The 15,988-nt window shown below is 42.5% G+C and carries 15 protein-coding genes; 8 read left to right on the forward strand and 7 right to left on the reverse strand.

Translation table 11 applies throughout. The features are described 5' to 3' along the window. Positions 1 to 417: 417 nt before the first annotated feature. The 4 genes from AC6UDF_RS00205 to AC6UDF_RS00220 form a co-directional block, all read right to left on the reverse strand. Positions 418 to 2,292: an acyltransferase family protein gene (locus AC6UDF_RS00205; protein ID WP_500723720.1), complete on the reverse strand. Its 1,875-nt coding sequence runs from the start codon at positions 2,290 to 2,292 to the stop codon at positions 418 to 420. A 177-nt stretch (positions 2,293 to 2,469) separates the two neighbouring features. Further along, the gene (locus AC6UDF_RS00210) at positions 2,470 to 3,189 is read right to left on the reverse strand and encodes a hypothetical protein (protein WP_500723722.1); all 720 of its coding nucleotides are present in this window, start codon (positions 3,187 to 3,189) and stop codon (positions 2,470 to 2,472) included. Positions 3,190 to 3,333: 144 nt separating this feature from the next. Then, positions 3,334 to 3,648, reverse strand: a complete 315-nt coding sequence (locus AC6UDF_RS00215; protein ID WP_500706157.1) for a TetR/AcrR family transcriptional regulator C-terminal domain-containing protein — start codon at positions 3,646 to 3,648, stop codon at positions 3,334 to 3,336. Further along, positions 3,645 to 3,902: a TetR/AcrR family transcriptional regulator gene (locus AC6UDF_RS00220; protein ID WP_500723724.1), complete on the reverse strand. Its 258-nt coding sequence runs from the start codon at positions 3,900 to 3,902 to the stop codon at positions 3,645 to 3,647. The genes AC6UDF_RS00215 and AC6UDF_RS00220 overlap by 4 nt, the downstream gene beginning before the upstream one ends. A 402-nt stretch (positions 3,903 to 4,304) precedes the next feature. Between AC6UDF_RS00220 and AC6UDF_RS00225 the strand changes: the two genes are divergently transcribed. The 5 genes from AC6UDF_RS00225 to AC6UDF_RS00245 are packed head-to-tail and all read left to right on the forward strand — an operon-like array spanning position 4,305 to position 7,914. Beyond that, the gene (locus tag AC6UDF_RS00225; protein WP_500706158.1) at positions 4,305 to 5,570 is read left to right on the forward strand and encodes a LysM peptidoglycan-binding domain-containing protein; all 1,266 of its coding nucleotides are present in this window, start codon (positions 4,305 to 4,307) and stop codon (positions 5,568 to 5,570) included. Between the two features lie 57 nt (positions 5,571 to 5,627). Further along, the gene (locus AC6UDF_RS00230) at positions 5,628 to 6,185 is read left to right on the forward strand and encodes a hypothetical protein (protein WP_500706159.1); all 558 of its coding nucleotides are present in this window, start codon (positions 5,628 to 5,630) and stop codon (positions 6,183 to 6,185) included. Further along, the gene (locus AC6UDF_RS00235) at positions 6,175 to 6,531 is read left to right on the forward strand and encodes a hypothetical protein (RefSeq protein ID WP_500706160.1); all 357 of its coding nucleotides are present in this window, start codon (positions 6,175 to 6,177) and stop codon (positions 6,529 to 6,531) included. The genes AC6UDF_RS00230 and AC6UDF_RS00235 overlap by 11 nt, the downstream gene beginning before the upstream one ends. After that, the gene (locus AC6UDF_RS00240) at positions 6,521 to 7,144 is read left to right on the forward strand and encodes a hypothetical protein (protein WP_500706161.1); all 624 of its coding nucleotides are present in this window, start codon (positions 6,521 to 6,523) and stop codon (positions 7,142 to 7,144) included. Before AC6UDF_RS00235 ends, AC6UDF_RS00240 begins: the two co-directional genes overlap by 11 nt. Positions 7,145 to 7,155: 11 nt before the next feature. Then, a complete protein-coding gene (locus AC6UDF_RS00245) occupies positions 7,156 to 7,914 on the forward strand; it encodes a hypothetical protein (protein WP_500698894.1) in 759 nt (252 codons plus the stop codon). Positions 7,915 to 7,966: 52 nt separating this feature from the next. Here the strand turns inward: AC6UDF_RS00245 and guaA are convergent, their stop codons facing one another. Beyond that, complete coding sequence (guaA, locus tag AC6UDF_RS00250; RefSeq protein ID WP_500706162.1) at positions 7,967 to 9,526, reverse strand: glutamine-hydrolyzing GMP synthase; 1,560 nt, start codon at positions 9,524 to 9,526, stop codon at positions 7,967 to 7,969. A gap of 10 nt (positions 9,527 to 9,536) precedes the next feature. Beyond that, a complete protein-coding gene (gene guaB, locus AC6UDF_RS00255) occupies positions 9,537 to 10,679 on the reverse strand; it encodes an IMP dehydrogenase (protein ID WP_500706163.1) in 1,143 nt (380 codons plus the stop codon). Between the two features lie 234 nt (positions 10,680 to 10,913). On the opposite strand from guaB, the gene hisS reads away from it, so the two are divergent. The 3 genes from hisS (at position 10,914) to AC6UDF_RS00270 (ending at position 14,453) form a co-directional block, all read left to right on the forward strand. Beyond that, on the forward strand, positions 10,914 to 12,104 hold the full coding sequence (gene hisS / locus AC6UDF_RS00260) for a histidine--tRNA ligase (RefSeq protein WP_500695457.1): 1,191 nt from the start codon (positions 10,914 to 10,916) through the stop codon (positions 12,102 to 12,104). 64 nt (positions 12,105 to 12,168) lie between these two features. Beyond that, positions 12,169 to 13,629 carry an amino acid permease gene (locus AC6UDF_RS00265; RefSeq protein WP_500706164.1) on the forward strand — a complete coding sequence of 487 codons (1,461 nt, stop codon included), beginning with the start codon at positions 12,169 to 12,171 and terminating at the stop codon, positions 13,627 to 13,629. 170 nt (positions 13,630 to 13,799) lie between these two features. Beyond that, positions 13,800 to 14,453, forward strand: coding sequence for a VTT domain-containing protein (locus AC6UDF_RS00270; RefSeq protein WP_500706165.1), 654 nt, complete (start codon positions 13,800 to 13,802; stop codon positions 14,451 to 14,453). A gap of 28 nt (positions 14,454 to 14,481) precedes the next feature. On the opposite strand, the gene xylB is transcribed toward AC6UDF_RS00270, so the two are convergent. Further along, positions 14,482 to 15,978 carry a xylulokinase gene (xylB, locus tag AC6UDF_RS00275; protein ID WP_500706343.1) on the reverse strand — a complete coding sequence of 499 codons (1,497 nt, stop codon included), beginning with the start codon at positions 15,976 to 15,978 and terminating at the stop codon, positions 14,482 to 14,484. Between the last annotated feature and the right edge of the window lie 10 nt (positions 15,979 to 15,988).

Below are 15,988 nucleotides of genomic sequence, written 5' to 3' on the forward strand. Positions count from 1 at the left end.
GAAGATGTGTATCAATCACCGACAATTGGGCATTTATGGCCTGATTGTTTTAATAGTAGGATTGCTGTCACTGATTAGTTTGGTAGCGATTGTTGGAGTTTTTTCGTTTTGCGCGGGGTGGTGGGGAATGCATTGTTTAAGCAGGTTTCACGGCCAATAACACTCCCAGTAACAGGTGGAATCTGCGAGACATTTGAGCGAATTGACGGGTTAGTCAATGGTGCTGGTATGCAAAAGAAGAAACGAAAGTAGTCAGAAGCAAATTAAGTCACGATTACGTAGTTCTACTGAATAGTGGTATCTAACGAAATAAGTCGAAAACTAATAAGTCACATTATATGTAAGACACTCTAACGTTAGGTATCCAAAAAAGGACTCTCAAGTCGAAAGATTTGGGGGGTTCCTTTTTAGTTATATTTATTTTATGGCGTTCTTTAAAACATTTTGAGCCACAAAAGTTGCGTATTTTGGGGCTCCTTGATTATTTGGATGGGCTTGATCGGAGTATAACCAGTTCGGATGCTTGTTGATATAGTCATTCCAATCAATGATGTACAAGTTTTTATACTTCTTTTGCGAGTCTTTCAGCATGGCATTCACGGAATTTTGCCAAGTTTCAGTTGGAATGTGGACGTTAATCCAGAAAACGTGACGCTTAGGACCAGCAATCTCCATAATTTGTTTCATCGTTTCCGGTGAAATGTTACCGTTTGTCCCCAGTCCAATGACAACGTTTTTGCCTAGTAGTCCTTGAGTGGCTAAACTTTTAATATCAGGGACGGCAGCGGCTGGTTGGCGTGAAACTTGGGCATCAATGTAGAAACGCGGGAAAATCTTCTGTAAATCGTCATGACCAGCTAACATAACTGAGTCACCCATTGCAGTTCCGGACAGATTTTGAGCTTCTTTTACCTGTGCGGCAGTTAAGCCATTTTTTTCTAATTGGCTTTGGTCTTTGGTAGATCGTTTAACCTTTTTACCACTCTTTATTTCTTTAGCGAGATTTTTGTTATTTTCTTTTTCGGTTTTGGCGTTCTTTTGAATTTTATTGGCAAGCTGAGTGTGATTAGCCTGTTTAGGATTAATGGTAGTGGATTGAAGAATACCAATTCCACCGATTATTACAAGTACACTGAGAATGATTTCACGTATTTTAGTGTGACTCATGAATTCAATTAGTTTACTAAAAAGGATTTTGTAGTCATATTTGCCAAATGGAACTTCAACAAAGCGATACGATATCTCGGAAATACCAATAATCAATAGAATTTCAATAACGGCATATAACAACTGATGATTGGCAACATTTTTGAATTTATCCTCGAAAAAGATAAAGACAGGCAGCTGATAGACATAAATTTCATAACTTCTGGAACCAATCCAATCAAAAACGGGATTGGTCATCAACCAGTTCCAATGACTAATGTTTGAGAGAATGGCCCACATAATCAGAACGGTAAATAGTGAGAACAGTACCATTCCACCATGATACAAAAATGTGGATTGAGCTCCTACCGTAAATATCAACCATACCATTCCAATGATACCGATTAGTCCAACGACGTCAAAGAAGGTCCTTTGGCCTTGAGCGGAATTTCTAACGATTCGATTACTGGGCCACACAATTGCTAAGGCAGCTCCCAATAAGATTGAGAACATCCGGGTATCGGTCCCGTAGTAAACTCGGCTTGGATCAGTGCCAGGCTTAAATAAGATTGCCATCAGGATTGCTGATAAAACGGATAAGCCAATGGCAACAAAGAAAATGCTCTTCTTGTTTAAAAGACCATGTTTGTTTCTGTTAAAGACGTGTAACAATAAAACGACAATTAGGGGCCAGATTAGGTAGAATTGACCTTCAATTGCTAAAGTCCACAAATGAGTAAAGGGCGACTCAGACCCAGCAAAATTTTGAAAGTATGATTGACCGTTAGCAATTTCATACCAGTTATAGACGTACGTTAAATTGGTAACGACACTTTGCCACAAATTGGCCAGTAAATTTCGTTGAAATAATGTGATATAAGTTGCTGTAGCAAATAACATCACGATTAAGGTTGGGTATAGACGTTTTAATCTTTTGTACCAGAAGTGACCATACCGAAAATTTCCAGTTGATTCATATTCGTTAATTAAATGGTCGGTAATTAGGTATCCTGAAAGAGTCAAAAATACTGGAACACCTAAGTAGCCACCACTAAAGATATTTTGATTGAGATGGTAGAGAATAACACAAATAACTGCTAGTGCTCTAAGTCCTGTAAAGCCAGTGATAAAACGATTTTTTGCCATATTTGTTTCCATTATTAAAATTCCCTACTAATTCAATGCTTACTAATTCCGACTTAAAAAGACTGCCAACCAACATTACTTGACAGTCTTTTCGCTTACAATTGATTAAGTTAACTTAATGTCTAAAATGATGTGCTTTTCTTACGCGATACCAGACAAAAGCTCCAATTCCAACAACTAGATAACAATGATGCCACCGATCATCCATCCAGTGTGATCTTTTTTGGCTGATTTGTGGTTCCGCTTGTCTCTTTTAGCCTTTTGATTCTTGTCATTATGATGTTTGTTCTTCTGCTTTTGCTGGTCCTTTTTGGTTTTATTTTGATTATTGCGATTTTTAGTCGTTTGTTCTTTATTTTGTTGCTTGGTTTTATTTTCTTGATTGGGTTTGTTATCGTTAGCGGTTTGTCCCTGGTTATTATTTGCTTGAGAATTACCGTTTTTATTTATCGCTGCGTTTCCGCCACTTGAACCGTTATTCTGTCCGTTTGTGGTCGTGCCGTTTGAAGGAGATGTTGCGTTTCCACCCTGATAATTCCCACTTTGCTGTGGCTTATTGAGTGGTTGGTACGCAATGGTGACCGTCATTGACTGACCAGCAGCTGGATAAGTGTTACTACCGTTATCAGCTCGGTTGCTTCCGGCAACGTATCCGGGAATGTTTGGAACGTCGTTTGATAGGTCAAGTATGCTGTTAGGCGCACCGTAGATAACTTTACTGGTGCGAATTGGTTGACCAGTTAAAGCATTGACGTATTGGACGACAACTTGACCTTGCGCAGTACCAGCCGCTACATTTGAGTCAGCGTGGACCACGTTTGGATGGGTTACAAACAGTCCACCGGCAAACATGGTAGTACCGACTAGAAGTGAAAGAGCGATTTTCTTGATATTCATAATAACCATCCTCGTTATGTATTTGATATAAAATCCAAGGATAAGTATACATCAAAATAGGGGGGTAACTAGTACAATCATCAAAAGAACCATTTCCAAAGTTAGTGGAAATAGCTCTTTTTTAGTCATAAGCTACTTACCTTTTTAAATCATTAAGGTTATCGGGGTATTCACAAAGAAAAGAAAGGTCACTTTAAAATGCTCTGGGTCTTCTGGAATGGGTTGGGTCATCCAAATTTCAATGATGGAGAGATACATATTGACGCAAAATTCACACGAAAGATTGGTAGAAATATTTTTGTTGTTTGATGACGATTTGTTAAAAATATTTTTCATTGCCCATTCCTTGTAACGCTTTTTTAAAAATTCAGTCCAATGACCACGTAGATTGGGATTATAGAGAATTTTTAAAATCTCTCTTTTATCGTATAGGGCAGGTAGTAAATAATCGGCAATCAACTCAAATGGAGAACGCTCGGTATTGCTGGGGGGGGGGTAGCCATGGCCTTTAGGCCACTGATAATTGGATTATCTACTTCACGTTCGATATAAACCAAGATGTCGTCGATACTATTGAAATTATTATAGAAAGTTCCTCTGGACAAGTCAGCCTTTTGGATTACATCGGTGATTCTGATTTCATAAAGTGGCTTTGTGACAGATAACTCTAGAAATGCTTGTGCAATTAAGTGTTTCGTGTTTAAAGCAATCACGGTACCGACTCCTCAAATATTAAGATTTAGTTAAGAATATTATTGTTAAATAATATACATTATGTCTAAATGATAATCACTTTTATGACGAATGTTCAACCCTAAAAGCCGATTATGACAATACTTAGACACCTTGTTCAAAAATTGGGAGTTTGTAAATAATAAAACAAATTGTTAATTTTTAATAAAGCCACTCGTGCCTTTTTGTAATTTTTTTCTAAAACGGAGTGGGAAATACAAAAAGGGGGGATGTTTTATGTTGATTAACGATTCTAATTTTGAGGTGAAGGTAGATGATGAAAAGTTAATGGGATAGCGTAGTTCCCTGTTGTATTTGAATAAGCGTGTTAATTCAAGAGTTACTTTGCTGTTTAGAAACTGGTTTTGAAAGGAAGATTAATGATGGAATTTAATAAAAAGAACGTTCTTAAAGGATTATTACTTAGTTCATTAGCATTAGGAGTATTTGTGACCGCTAACACCGCTTCAACGAATGCCTCAACCACGACGACTGACAACCAAGTTAGTTCATCAAAAATTAGTAACAAAAAGGTTATTACCATTCAATGGGGTGATACGGTATCTGGTTACGCTCAAGAGTACAACAGTACTGTAAAGGACATTGCCGACGCCAACCATTTACAAAATGCTAACCTGATTTACGCTGGGTCAAAGATTGTGATTCCAGTGAACTCCCGTAAACCTGGCGAAAGTATTTATTCCGGTTGGAACAACCTCCAAAATGGTGCTGGAGACGTTCAAGCTCAATCAGTTGTTGGAGCTAGTCAGAAAGCCGGAGTTAATGGCCAAAATTCCGCAGCAACTGCTCAAACTCCTGCCAAAATTGCTGGTCAAACCACTGGTAATGGAGCGGTAGCTAGTTCAAAAACAGCTGGTAAGACGAATTCTAACACACAAGTTCCAACTCAGTCACAAAAGAATAACGGAACAAGTCAAAGTACCCCAACCACTCCAACTTACAACAATGGTTCAGTAACACCATCACAAAATGGCGAAAGTACCAGCAATGGCAATCAAACTACCCCCTCAAATAACAGTGGTCAGGTAGCACCATCAATGGGCGGAAACACTACTCCAATTCCATCAACTAATAATGGTGGTTCAACTACCCCGTCACAAAACGGAGGTTCCACTAGTAATGATGGTTCGACCAACAATGGTGGAAGCACGACTCCATCCAATCCATCTAATAACGGTGGAAACACTAACAACGGCGGCCAAGTGACTCCACCTGCTAACAACAATGGTAGTGGAAGTACTGGCAATGGTGGCTCAACTACGCCTACTAATCCTTCTAACAACGGTGGCTCAACAAATAATGGAAGCAATACACCAAAACCAGCTTTCACTCCTGATGAAGCTGGTGTCAGAGCTGCCTTACAAGCTAAGGTAGCTTCATTTGGCAAGCCACAAGTTGATCCAAATCCAAATGCTGGTCATTTATCTATTAATGGTAGTGTCGATGGAGATGTATCCATGATTACATCCGATCAACAGTTAGCTGATTTGTTGTGGGATAACAGTAATGCATCATTGATCCAAAATTCCTTGAGTTTTATCACGGCATTAAACTTACAAAATGTTTCCGTTAATGTTGTAAATGGTAAAGTTCACGCAACATTCGCATTGGCAGTTTCTGAATCATAATTGCAATAATTAATTTTCACAAAAAAAATACTACAATTTTGGGAGTTTAAAAATATTATGGAAAATCACAATCATTTTTGCCCGTATTGTGGCAAACCCATTGAGGGTGACCCTGATTTTTGTCCGCACTGTGGACGTAAACTGACGGGTTCGACCAATTCCAATAATCAGGGAAATCAAACTAAGGGAGAACATACCTCTCAGAATGCTTCTCAGTCAGTTAATCATGCCTTTGAAAATGTTTCTAAAAAAATGAGTCAAAAAACGGGGAACGAGATTAAAGCTAGTTATGTTAGTATTGCTGCCATCGTTGCTGTGGTTGTCGTGATATTTGGTGTTGGATTTGGAATCTACCACGATCAACGAACTCATCTTAGTGGAACTTATACGCATAATACCAATCTCTTAATTACGAACGTGAAAAGTAGAGTTACCTTTAAAGGCAACGGTTTTACTGAAGATGACGGCAAAAAGGGAACTTATAAGATTGATGGTAATAATATTGAGTTGACCGAAAAGAATAATGGTAAAAACAGTACGGTTGAAGGGAAATTATCCGATAATCGGAAGTCGTTAGATGTGATGGGGATGAAATATACCAAAGATGAAAAATGATAAAAAACAAGCTAATCATCACAGTTGGTTGACTTGGATTGTGATGTCGATTTTAGTGCTGCTACTACTTGGGATTGGAGTGTATACCAATTATCGAAACCATATTGGTGGCACGTATTCCGCTGATGGCAAAAATGTACCAGCCAAAGTGAAGCCGAGTTTTACGTTTAAAGGGAATTACTTTACTCAAATGGGAAATAAAAAGGGTTCCTATGAAATTAAGGACAACCAAATTAAGTTGACCGAAGAAAATGGGAAACACAAAGCTAAAACGGCTGGACAAATCACGCATGATAGAAAGTCATTTAAGTTGATGGGAGTGGAGTATACCAAAGATGAAAACTAAAAAAGTTATGTTAGTGGGCATTGCCGCCTTGAGCGTTCTAACCCTTGCTGGATGTGGTACTTCTAAAAACGACAGTCCTAAAAAGGAATCGTCGAGTTCTTCCAGCGTGGTTAAACACAAGAAAGAGAGTGCGCCTAAAAGGGCAACGACCAGTAAGTCTGATACTAAGACTGCAGCCCCTAAAGTGGCGGCAATGAACCTTAGTCAGATTCAGTCCGGTGATTACAGTAGCATTGCCGGTCAGTGGAAAGAAGTCGGTCACATTGAAAATAATGTGGGTGGCTCTGGCACTCAAGGTCCAACTGTTCAACCTGGTGGAACGGACAACTTGAGTGTTACTAAAGATGAAATTTCAAATAGTGACATTAAGATGAACGCTAATTCGTTAACCGACAATAGTGGGTCACATTCATTAACTTATAAGGAAAATAACGGTTCGTTGGTTGCTTCGCTTCAAGACGAAGACACACCAATTAACTGGTCGGTCAGTTTCTTTCCAAAGGGAACCACAACTTCTTACACGTCTAACGGCAAACCAAATGACACTGATATGATTGTGGTTTGGACTAGTAATAACAATCACACGGTGGTTTATGGACGGAGTGGCAACTAAGGAAGAGAGAAATGAACAATAAAATAAAAATACCCGGCAAATATAAATTATTTGAATTCACCGGACTTCCAGATTTTGCGCATTCTGAAAAGGGCGAGGAAATTACTAGGAATTATGTTCAAACTGAATCACAAGACGGCACTTACTTGGTGCTTTTAAACTTCGGTAAATGGATAATGATTGTTTTAGGTTTCTTCTTTTTGGTGGCAGATGGTTTGGGAATTCTGTTCTGGATTCTAGCTTTTTTGATGCGTAAAAAAGGGCTTTTTCCTAACATGGTTAGAAAAAACTTAGCCAATGCTAGAAAGACTTATTTGGATTATTACTATCAATATATGGATAAATTGATTAATAATTTAGTGGATCAATTAGGATTGAATGACAGTTTTTGGCGTAGCTTTAAAACTGATAATCAGGCCATTATTTATTACGATAAGGGATTTATGTATTTTGAATTGGATAAAGACCTGCTAGTAATCTATAACAAAGATAACATCAAAGAAGTCAGCCGTGAACGGGTTCATACTGGTTCGCAGACCACTTCTAACTCTGGCACGGTTGGTGGAGCAATCCCACTACAAATTAAAAATATTAACTTTGCGGTCGGAGGTGCTAGTACGACCACCAATGGAACGACGAGTGATGTCTATGAATGGCACTTTGATATTTTGACTAATTTTGCATTTTATCCGAAAGTTTCATTTGTATTGCCAGATTCTCAAGCAATTGAAGACTTCATTGGCAAGGCGTATGCGGTGTTGAGACCGTAATCAGTAAAAAAGATCCTCACTTTTAGTGAGGATCTTTTTTGTATATTTATTTTTATTGATACTCAATGGTTGCCGGTGGCTTCCCGGTAATATCGTAGAGTACGCGGTTAATCCCGGGAACTTCATCGACGATTCGTGATGAGACCTTACTCAAGACGTCCCACGGAATTTCCGCAAATTCAGCGGTCATCCCATCAACGGAATTAACGGCACGAATGTTGATGGCCTCGTCATAGGTCCGTTCATCACCCATGACACCAACGGTCCGAATCCCAGGAAGGGCAGTGAAATACTGCCAAACCTTCTTGTCCAGACCGGCATTTTTGAACTCGTCGCGTAGAATGGCGTCAGAATCTCTGACCTTCTTTAATCGTTCGGGAGTCACGTCACCGATAATGCGAATGGCAAGACCGGGACCGGGGAAAGGTTGGCGCCAAACCATCTCGTCTGGCATTCCCAGTTTTTCACCGATTTCTCTGACCTCATCCTTGAAGAGTTTGTTTAAGGGTTCAATCAACTTGAACTTGAGGTCTTTAGGTAGTCCACCAACGTTATGGTGGGACTTAATCGTTTGCGCGGTATCCGTTCCGGATTCAATTACATCGGTGTACAGGGTTCCCTGGGCCAAGAAATCAACGTCCTTGAACTTCCGGGCTTCACTTGAAAAGGTGTCGACGAATTCTTTCCCGATGATTTTACGTTTCTTTTCGGGGTCAGTTACGCCCTTTAGTTTGGATAAGAATTCATCACTGGCATCTACAAAGTCAATGTTTAAGCCAAACTCATCGCCTAAAGTGTGTAGGACCTGTTGGGCTTCATTCTTGCGCAACAAACCGTGGTCAACGAAGACGGAGATCAGTTGGTCGCCAATTGCTCGGTGTAAAAGGACGGCAACCACACTAGAATCAACGCCACCAGAGAGACCCAGTAAGACGCGTTTGTCGCCAACTTCTTCTTTGATGTTCTCAATGGCATCTTCAATGAAGTCGTCCATTGACCAGTTGTCCTTAGCATGGGCAATGTCAAAGACAAAATTATGCAGCATTTGGTTTCCCTGTTTGGTGAGGTTAACTTCCGGATGGAATTGGACGGCGTAAATGTCTTTATCGGGATCCTCCATGGCAGAAATGGCACACTGTTCGCTAGTGGCGGTGACTTTGAAACCGTCTGGAACCTTGGTCACAAAGTCTCCGTGACTCATTAAAACGGTTTGATCGGGGTCCAGTCCTTTAAAGGTACCGGAGTCATTACTTGTGACCTTGATTTCAGCGGGACCGTACTGACTGTCGTCAGCGGTGGTGGTTTGACCACCCTTTAAGTCGTGGGCCAATAGTTGCATGCCGTAACAGATTCCCAAAATCGGAATGCCCATGTTTAAAATCTCAGGGTCGACGTCTAAAGCGTCTTTGCCGTTGACACTGTTGGGACCGCCAGAAAAGATGATGCCCTTAGGGGCGATCGCTTTTATTTCTTTGGCAGTGATGGTGTGTGGTTTTAGTTCTGAATAAACGCCCATGTCACGAATGCGACGGGTGATTAATTGGTTGTATTGACTCCCAAAGTCGAGAACTAAAATCTCATCATAATCACGTTTTTTTGTACCAGTTGCCATCAAATTCCTCCTATTTATCGATTGAATAGTTTGGTGCGGATTTGGTGATTTGCACATCGTGGGGATGTGATTCACGTAGTCCTGCATTAGTAATTCTAACAAATTGAGCGTTATTAATTAAGTCGGAAATGGTGTGAGAGCCGGTGTAACCCATCCCGGAACGAAGGCCACCCGCAATCTGAAAGAGAACGGTTGAGACGTCACCCTTGTATGGGGTTTGACCCTCAATTCCTTCTGGGACGAGTTTCTTTTCTTCTTTGACCTTACCTTGAAAGTATCGGTCAGAAGAACCATTTTCCATGGCTGCCAGTGAGCCCATGCCACGGTATGCTTTGTACTTCTTGCCGTCAGCACCCGTATAAACGTCTCCAGGGGCCTCCGTTGTACCTGCCAGCATACTTCCTAGCATGACGGCACTTCCACCCGCTGCGAGCGCCTTAACGATGTCTCCGGTGTACTGCATCCCACCGTCAACGATGATTTGCTTGCCGTAATCGGCGGCAACTTGGGCGGCATCGAAGGCAGCGGTAATTTGGGGAACTCCCACACCGGCCACGATGCGGGTGGTACAAATTGAACCGGGTCCAATGCCGACTTTGGCAATGTCAACACCAGCGTCAAAGAGGGCTTTGGCACCAGCACCAGTGGCAATGTTTCCAGCAATCAAAGTTTTGTCTGGGAACTTGTTTCTGATTTCAGCAATTTTCTCTAATACACCCTTGGAATGACCGTGGGCGGTATCGATGATGACGGCGTCTGCCCCGGCATCAAATAATAATTGAGTTCGATCGAAGGTATCGTTAGTTACCCCAACGGCCCCCGCTACTAATAAATGACCATGGTCATCAACCGCAGCATTGGCACCGGTAACTTCAGCATTTTTAACCGTTTTAACTTCAGCCGCTTGCTTTTTGGCGCTCATGTTTTTGTGAACCACGCCGAGTCCACCGTTTTGAGCCATCGCAATCGCTAAAGGTGCCTCTGTGACAGTATCCATACTTGCGCTTAGAACGGGTAGGTTTAACTTTAAGTTTTTGCCTAAGGTCGTTCTTAAGTCAACTTGGTTTGGTAACACGTCACTTGCTGCAGGAATTAAGAGAACATCGTCAAATGTTAATCCTTGTTTCCCGAATTTATAATTCCAATCCTTCATCGTACTCCTCCTATTGTTCAGTTTTATATAAATTGTTAATAGAATACCATAAAAAACGTTGCAACATCAATGACAACTCGAACAATTTTTCTTTGGTTAACTTTAATCATATGTAGTTGGCGCTTGACTGATTTATAAAGACGGACAAGACAGAGTAATTCAATAATGGTAAAATCTACGTATATCTATTTGACAGAATTTTAATTAAACAATTAATAGAAAGATGGGAATATTATGGATGACAAATTTAAGAAAGTGCGAGGGATGTCAGACATTTTGCCTGATGAGACCAGTGTTTGGCAACGAATCGAAGATACGGCGCGGGACGTTTTCGCTCGATACGACTTTCATGAGATGCGCACTCCGCTAGTTGAGAAAACCCCTGTCTTTACCAGAACCTCTGGTGATAGTTCGGATATCGTCACCAAGCAGATGTACAGTTTCCAGGACAAAAGTGGGCGAGACATCTCACTACGACCGGAAGGAACGGCTGGAGTAGTCCGTTCCTTCGTTGAAAACAAGCTCTTTGGACCAGAACATCCCAAGCCCGTTAAGGTTTTCTACATGGGGGCGATGTTTAGATACGAACGTCCGGGTGCTACTCATAACCGGGAGTTCCATCAGATTGGGTGTGAATCAATCGGAGCTACCAGTCCCCAGATTGACGCTGAAACGATTGCGTTAGCCCTGGACATCTTCAAGGGCGTTGACATTAACGACTTAAAGGTTGAAATTAACACGTTAGGTGATGAAGAGAGTCGGAAACGTTACCATGACGTTCTAGTAGCCTACTTCTCAAAGTATGAGGACCAATTAAGTGAAGACTCCAAACGGCGCTTAAAACAGAATCCGCTCCGGATTTTAGACAGTAAGGATAAGGGGGACCAGCAGTTGGTCGCTGACGCTCCGAAATTAGAAGACAGTTTAACGGATGAATCCAAGCAGTACTTTAATGATGTTTTATCGGCCCTTGATGCTTTAGACATTCCGTACACCGTTGATGATCGGTTGGTTCGCGGGCTTGATTATTACACCGATACGGTGTTTGAAATCATGGCCAAGGATCCGAGCTTCGGAGACGATTACACCACGATTTGTGCTGGTGGTCGTTACAACCACATGGTGGAAGAGTTTGGTGGACCAGAAGATACCGGTGGCGTGGGCTTTGCCTTTGGTGAGGAACGGTTGGCAACCATCGTGAACTCTAACGATGACAGTGATTCGATTGACTACTTCATTGCGACCGACGTGAAAGATAAGGAAGCTGACGTTAAGAATCAGATTCTTGATAAGGCCCTAAAAACCGCTGAAGACTTGCGTAACGACGGGAATTCCGTTGAAGTCAACTTTCAGAGTCGAAGCATGAAGAGTCAGATTAAAGAAGCCAAGAAATTAAATAGTAAAAACATTATGCGAATGGATTAATTATCAAGAAGAGGGCGAATAATATCGCCTTTTTCTTTTAATTCAAGATGAAAGAAGTGAAGATTTGAGTAGTAAAAAAGAAAAGGTTGGAACTATTGGTCTGACCGCGTTTGTACTATCAGCGATGGTTGGTGGTGGAATCTACGATTTGCCCCAAAACATGGCGCTCCATGCCGGCGCAATTGCCCAAATCATCGCTTGGGTGCTATCGGGATTAATTATCTGGTTTATTGTGCGTTCGTTTATGACCCTATCGGAGGTTCGACCACAGTACACCACTGGTTTGTATCATTATGCCCACGCTGGCTTTGGCAACTTTACCGCCTTCTTTGTAAGTTGGGGGTACTGGATCTGTCAGTCGTTTGCCGTTGCCGCGTATTCGGTCCTCTTGATGTCGACTTTAAACGCGTTTTGGCCTGGGACGTTTACGGGTGGCAATAACTGGATCTCAATTATTGGAGGAACCATCGTGTTGTGGCTCATGACCTACCTGATTTTAAAGGGCATCCGGGTTACCAGTCACGTCGATGTGTTTGGAACCATCTGCATGCTGACGATTGTGGCCATCTTCATCATTACGATGATTGTGGTGTTCAACTGGCACGCTTTTTCCACTAACATGTTTGCGTCTCAGACGTTACCAAAGGTTGATGACAAGGCCATGGGGAGTTTGTTTTCCCAAGTCCGAAATGCCATGATGACCACAATGTGGGTCTTTTCTGGGGTTGAAGGAGCCGTGGTTCTGTCAAGTAACGCCAAGAGTCAAAAGGACGTGCGTCAGGCCACTAAATACGGTTTCTTGATTTGTTTGGTTCTGTACGCCTTGGTTTCGATTTTGCCACTAGGCTTACGCAGTTACGGTCAACTGGCGAACCTGCAGAGTCCGTCAACTGGGGCCTTGATGCAGATTGTTTTGGGACCACTGGGACGCTTAATCATCACCTTTGGCGTCATTGTCGCCGTCTTATCCAGTTGGTTGACGTGGGTCTTAGTTCTGTCTGAGATGCCACGAGCTGCCTCCATGGACGGGACCTTCCCGAAGTTCTTTAGAAAGATGGGCAAGAACAACGTTCCGATTCACTCGCTGTTCATGACGGTTATCGTCATTCAATTAATCATTATCTTTACCCATTTTGCGGGGCGGGCCTTTAATTTCACGCTGACGATCGTGGGAACGATGACGGTGCCACCGTACCTGATTTCGATGATGTACCTGTTCAAGATTAGTCGCAATGAGAAAACGTTCAATCCAGATGGCAATAAGCTGTCGGTCTCAAGAAAGAGTGCCTACTTCGTGTCGGCCTTGGCGATCCTTGGCACCCTGTTCATGGGGTACGCCGCCGGATTGGAATACCTGACGATTGCCTTCGTGATTTATGCCTTAGGGATTCCACTGTTTATGTACGCGAGAAAACAGTACGCACCTGGTCAACCAATCTTTGGTAAGTACGAACGTTACTTTGCCATTGCCATTCTAGTGGTGGCCGTCATCGGGGTCATCTTACTGATTCAACCGAAATTGTAATTAAATTTGGAAAAATTAAAAGACGATTGAACTTTCAGATAGTTCGGTCGTCTTTTTGATATTCATTAATTTTAGTTTAAATAGAAGCCGATAGGTGCTCCGTGGCTATCCTAGCTAGCGGCATTTTGGTAAAATTAGAAAATAACTAAATTTAAGTGGGGATTAATTATATGAGTTTTTTAGTCGATTTTGTGCTTCACATTGACCACCACCTAGTCACACTCGTCAACATGTTTGGCAATTGGACCTATCTGATCCTGTTTGCGGTTATCTTCATCGAAACCGGCGCCGTGATCATGCCATTTCTGCCGGGTGATTCACTTTTGTTTGCGGCCGCCGCCTTGGCCGCTGCTAGTACCAATGATTTAAACATCTGGATTTTTGTGATTTTGTTCTTTCTGGCGTCCGCCTTGGGGGACTCACTGGATTTCTTTCTGGGAAGAAAAGTTGGGTTAGCCATCACTGACAATAGGCATTTGAGCAGGTTCATTAAGCCCAAGGATTTTGAAAAAGCCCATCAATTCTTTGATAAGTATGGATCATGGGCCATATTACTTGGTCGGTTTATGCCGATTGTGCGGACGTTTGTTCCGTTCGTCGCTGCCAGCAGTGACTACAGTTACCAAAAGTTCGTGAAGTATGACATTACCGCATGTGTGGCATGGGTCGCACTATGTTGTGGTGGCGGATACTTCTTTGGCAACATTCCGTTCGTTAAGGAACACTTTTCGGCCGTGATTTTATCAATTATCTTGATTACGTTACTTCCGGCTCTGATCGGATTAATTAAAACTCGTTTCACTAGTAAAAAGGACGCAGCCTAGGCTGCGCCCTTTTATTTTGGGGTTTGAATTAACGTAAATCCTGTAATTCGTGACTAATCTTTTTCGTTTGGGGATAAATTTGTTGATAAATTTTAAAAATCTTGGCGTATTTAGCTGCGTTAGCGGTAATTGGTTCGTAAGTCTTACCGAACTTGATGAACTGATCGGCACAGGCGGGAAAGCCGGTAAACCAGCCAAGTCCGACAGCCGCAATCATGGCCGCTCCAATGCCAGGTCCCTGTTCGTTTGCGAGGGTGATGACGGGTTTGTCGAAGATATCCGCCTGCATTTGGGTCCAAACGGAACTTTTAGCGCCGCCACCAATTGAGGTCACGTGATCAATGGTCGCACCCATTTCGGCGTAAATGGTAAGGATATCTTGGAGACTGAAGGTGATCCCTTCCATCACGGCTCTAGTGAAGTCGCGTCGGACCTGGGTGCGGTCAATTCCAATGAAGCTCCCGCGAATTTGCGAATCAGCGTGAGGCATTCGTTCCCCAGCAATGTACGGAGTGAATAAGAGACCGTTGGCTCCAATCGGAGATTTACCGGCTTCATTAGTCATCTCGGTAAAGTCTTCGTCCTTGACGAAAGTGTTTTTGTACCATGTTAATGAATCACCCGCGGCCAGCGTGACACCCATTGAATAGTAGGTGTTCGGAATGGAATGGTCTTCCATTTGCAGACGACCACCATAGTCGGTTGAGAGGTCGACTTCGTGATGTAAGACTACGCCAGAGGTTCCGACACTAACTAGCGCGTTATTGGGGGACATGATGCCCGCTCCAACTGCGCCAGCGGAGTTGTCGGCGGCTCCACCATAGACCTTGGTAATGGTTGACATATCGGCTTGATCGGCGAAGTCGGGGATGACGTTTCCCGCGTAGTCAATGGACTGAATTAGTGGCGGGAGGATTTTCTCGGGAATTCCCAAGGCCTTACAGATTTCAAGACTCCACTTGTTATCGTGAATGTCTAAGAGGGTAGTTCCGGTGGCGTCAGAGAAGTCGATCGCAATGTTACCGGTCATCTTAAAGCGCAGGTAGTCCTTTGGTAATAGGAAGGTTTTTACTTTCGCCCAGTTCTCCGGTTCGTTTTCTTTGACCCAGAGGAGCTTGGTGATGGTAAAGCCCTCCAGTGGTTGATTACCGGTGATTTCAACGAATCGCTTCCCTAGTTTATCCTCAATCTCTTTGCGTTGTTTTGTGGTTCTAGTGTCGTTCCACAAGATGGCTGGTCTGATGACCTGATTATCTTTGTCCAACAAGACTAGTCCATGCATTTGGCCCGAGAAACTAGCTCCACTAATGGACTCCGGATCAACATTATCATCATTGACTAGTTTTCTGATGGCCGCAATCGTACCATTCACCCAGTCATTGGGATTTTGTTCACTCCAACCTGGTTTGGGATGCGGATTCGGATACTCCGTTGATTCTTGTCCCACGATATCACCAAGCTTGTTGACAGCAGTGACTTTGACCGATCCCGTGCCGAGGTCGATTCCTAAAACGTTCTTTTCCATGTGTGCACCA

It is taken from the genome of Fructilactobacillus sp. X2R6C1 (genome assembly GCF_059901295.1).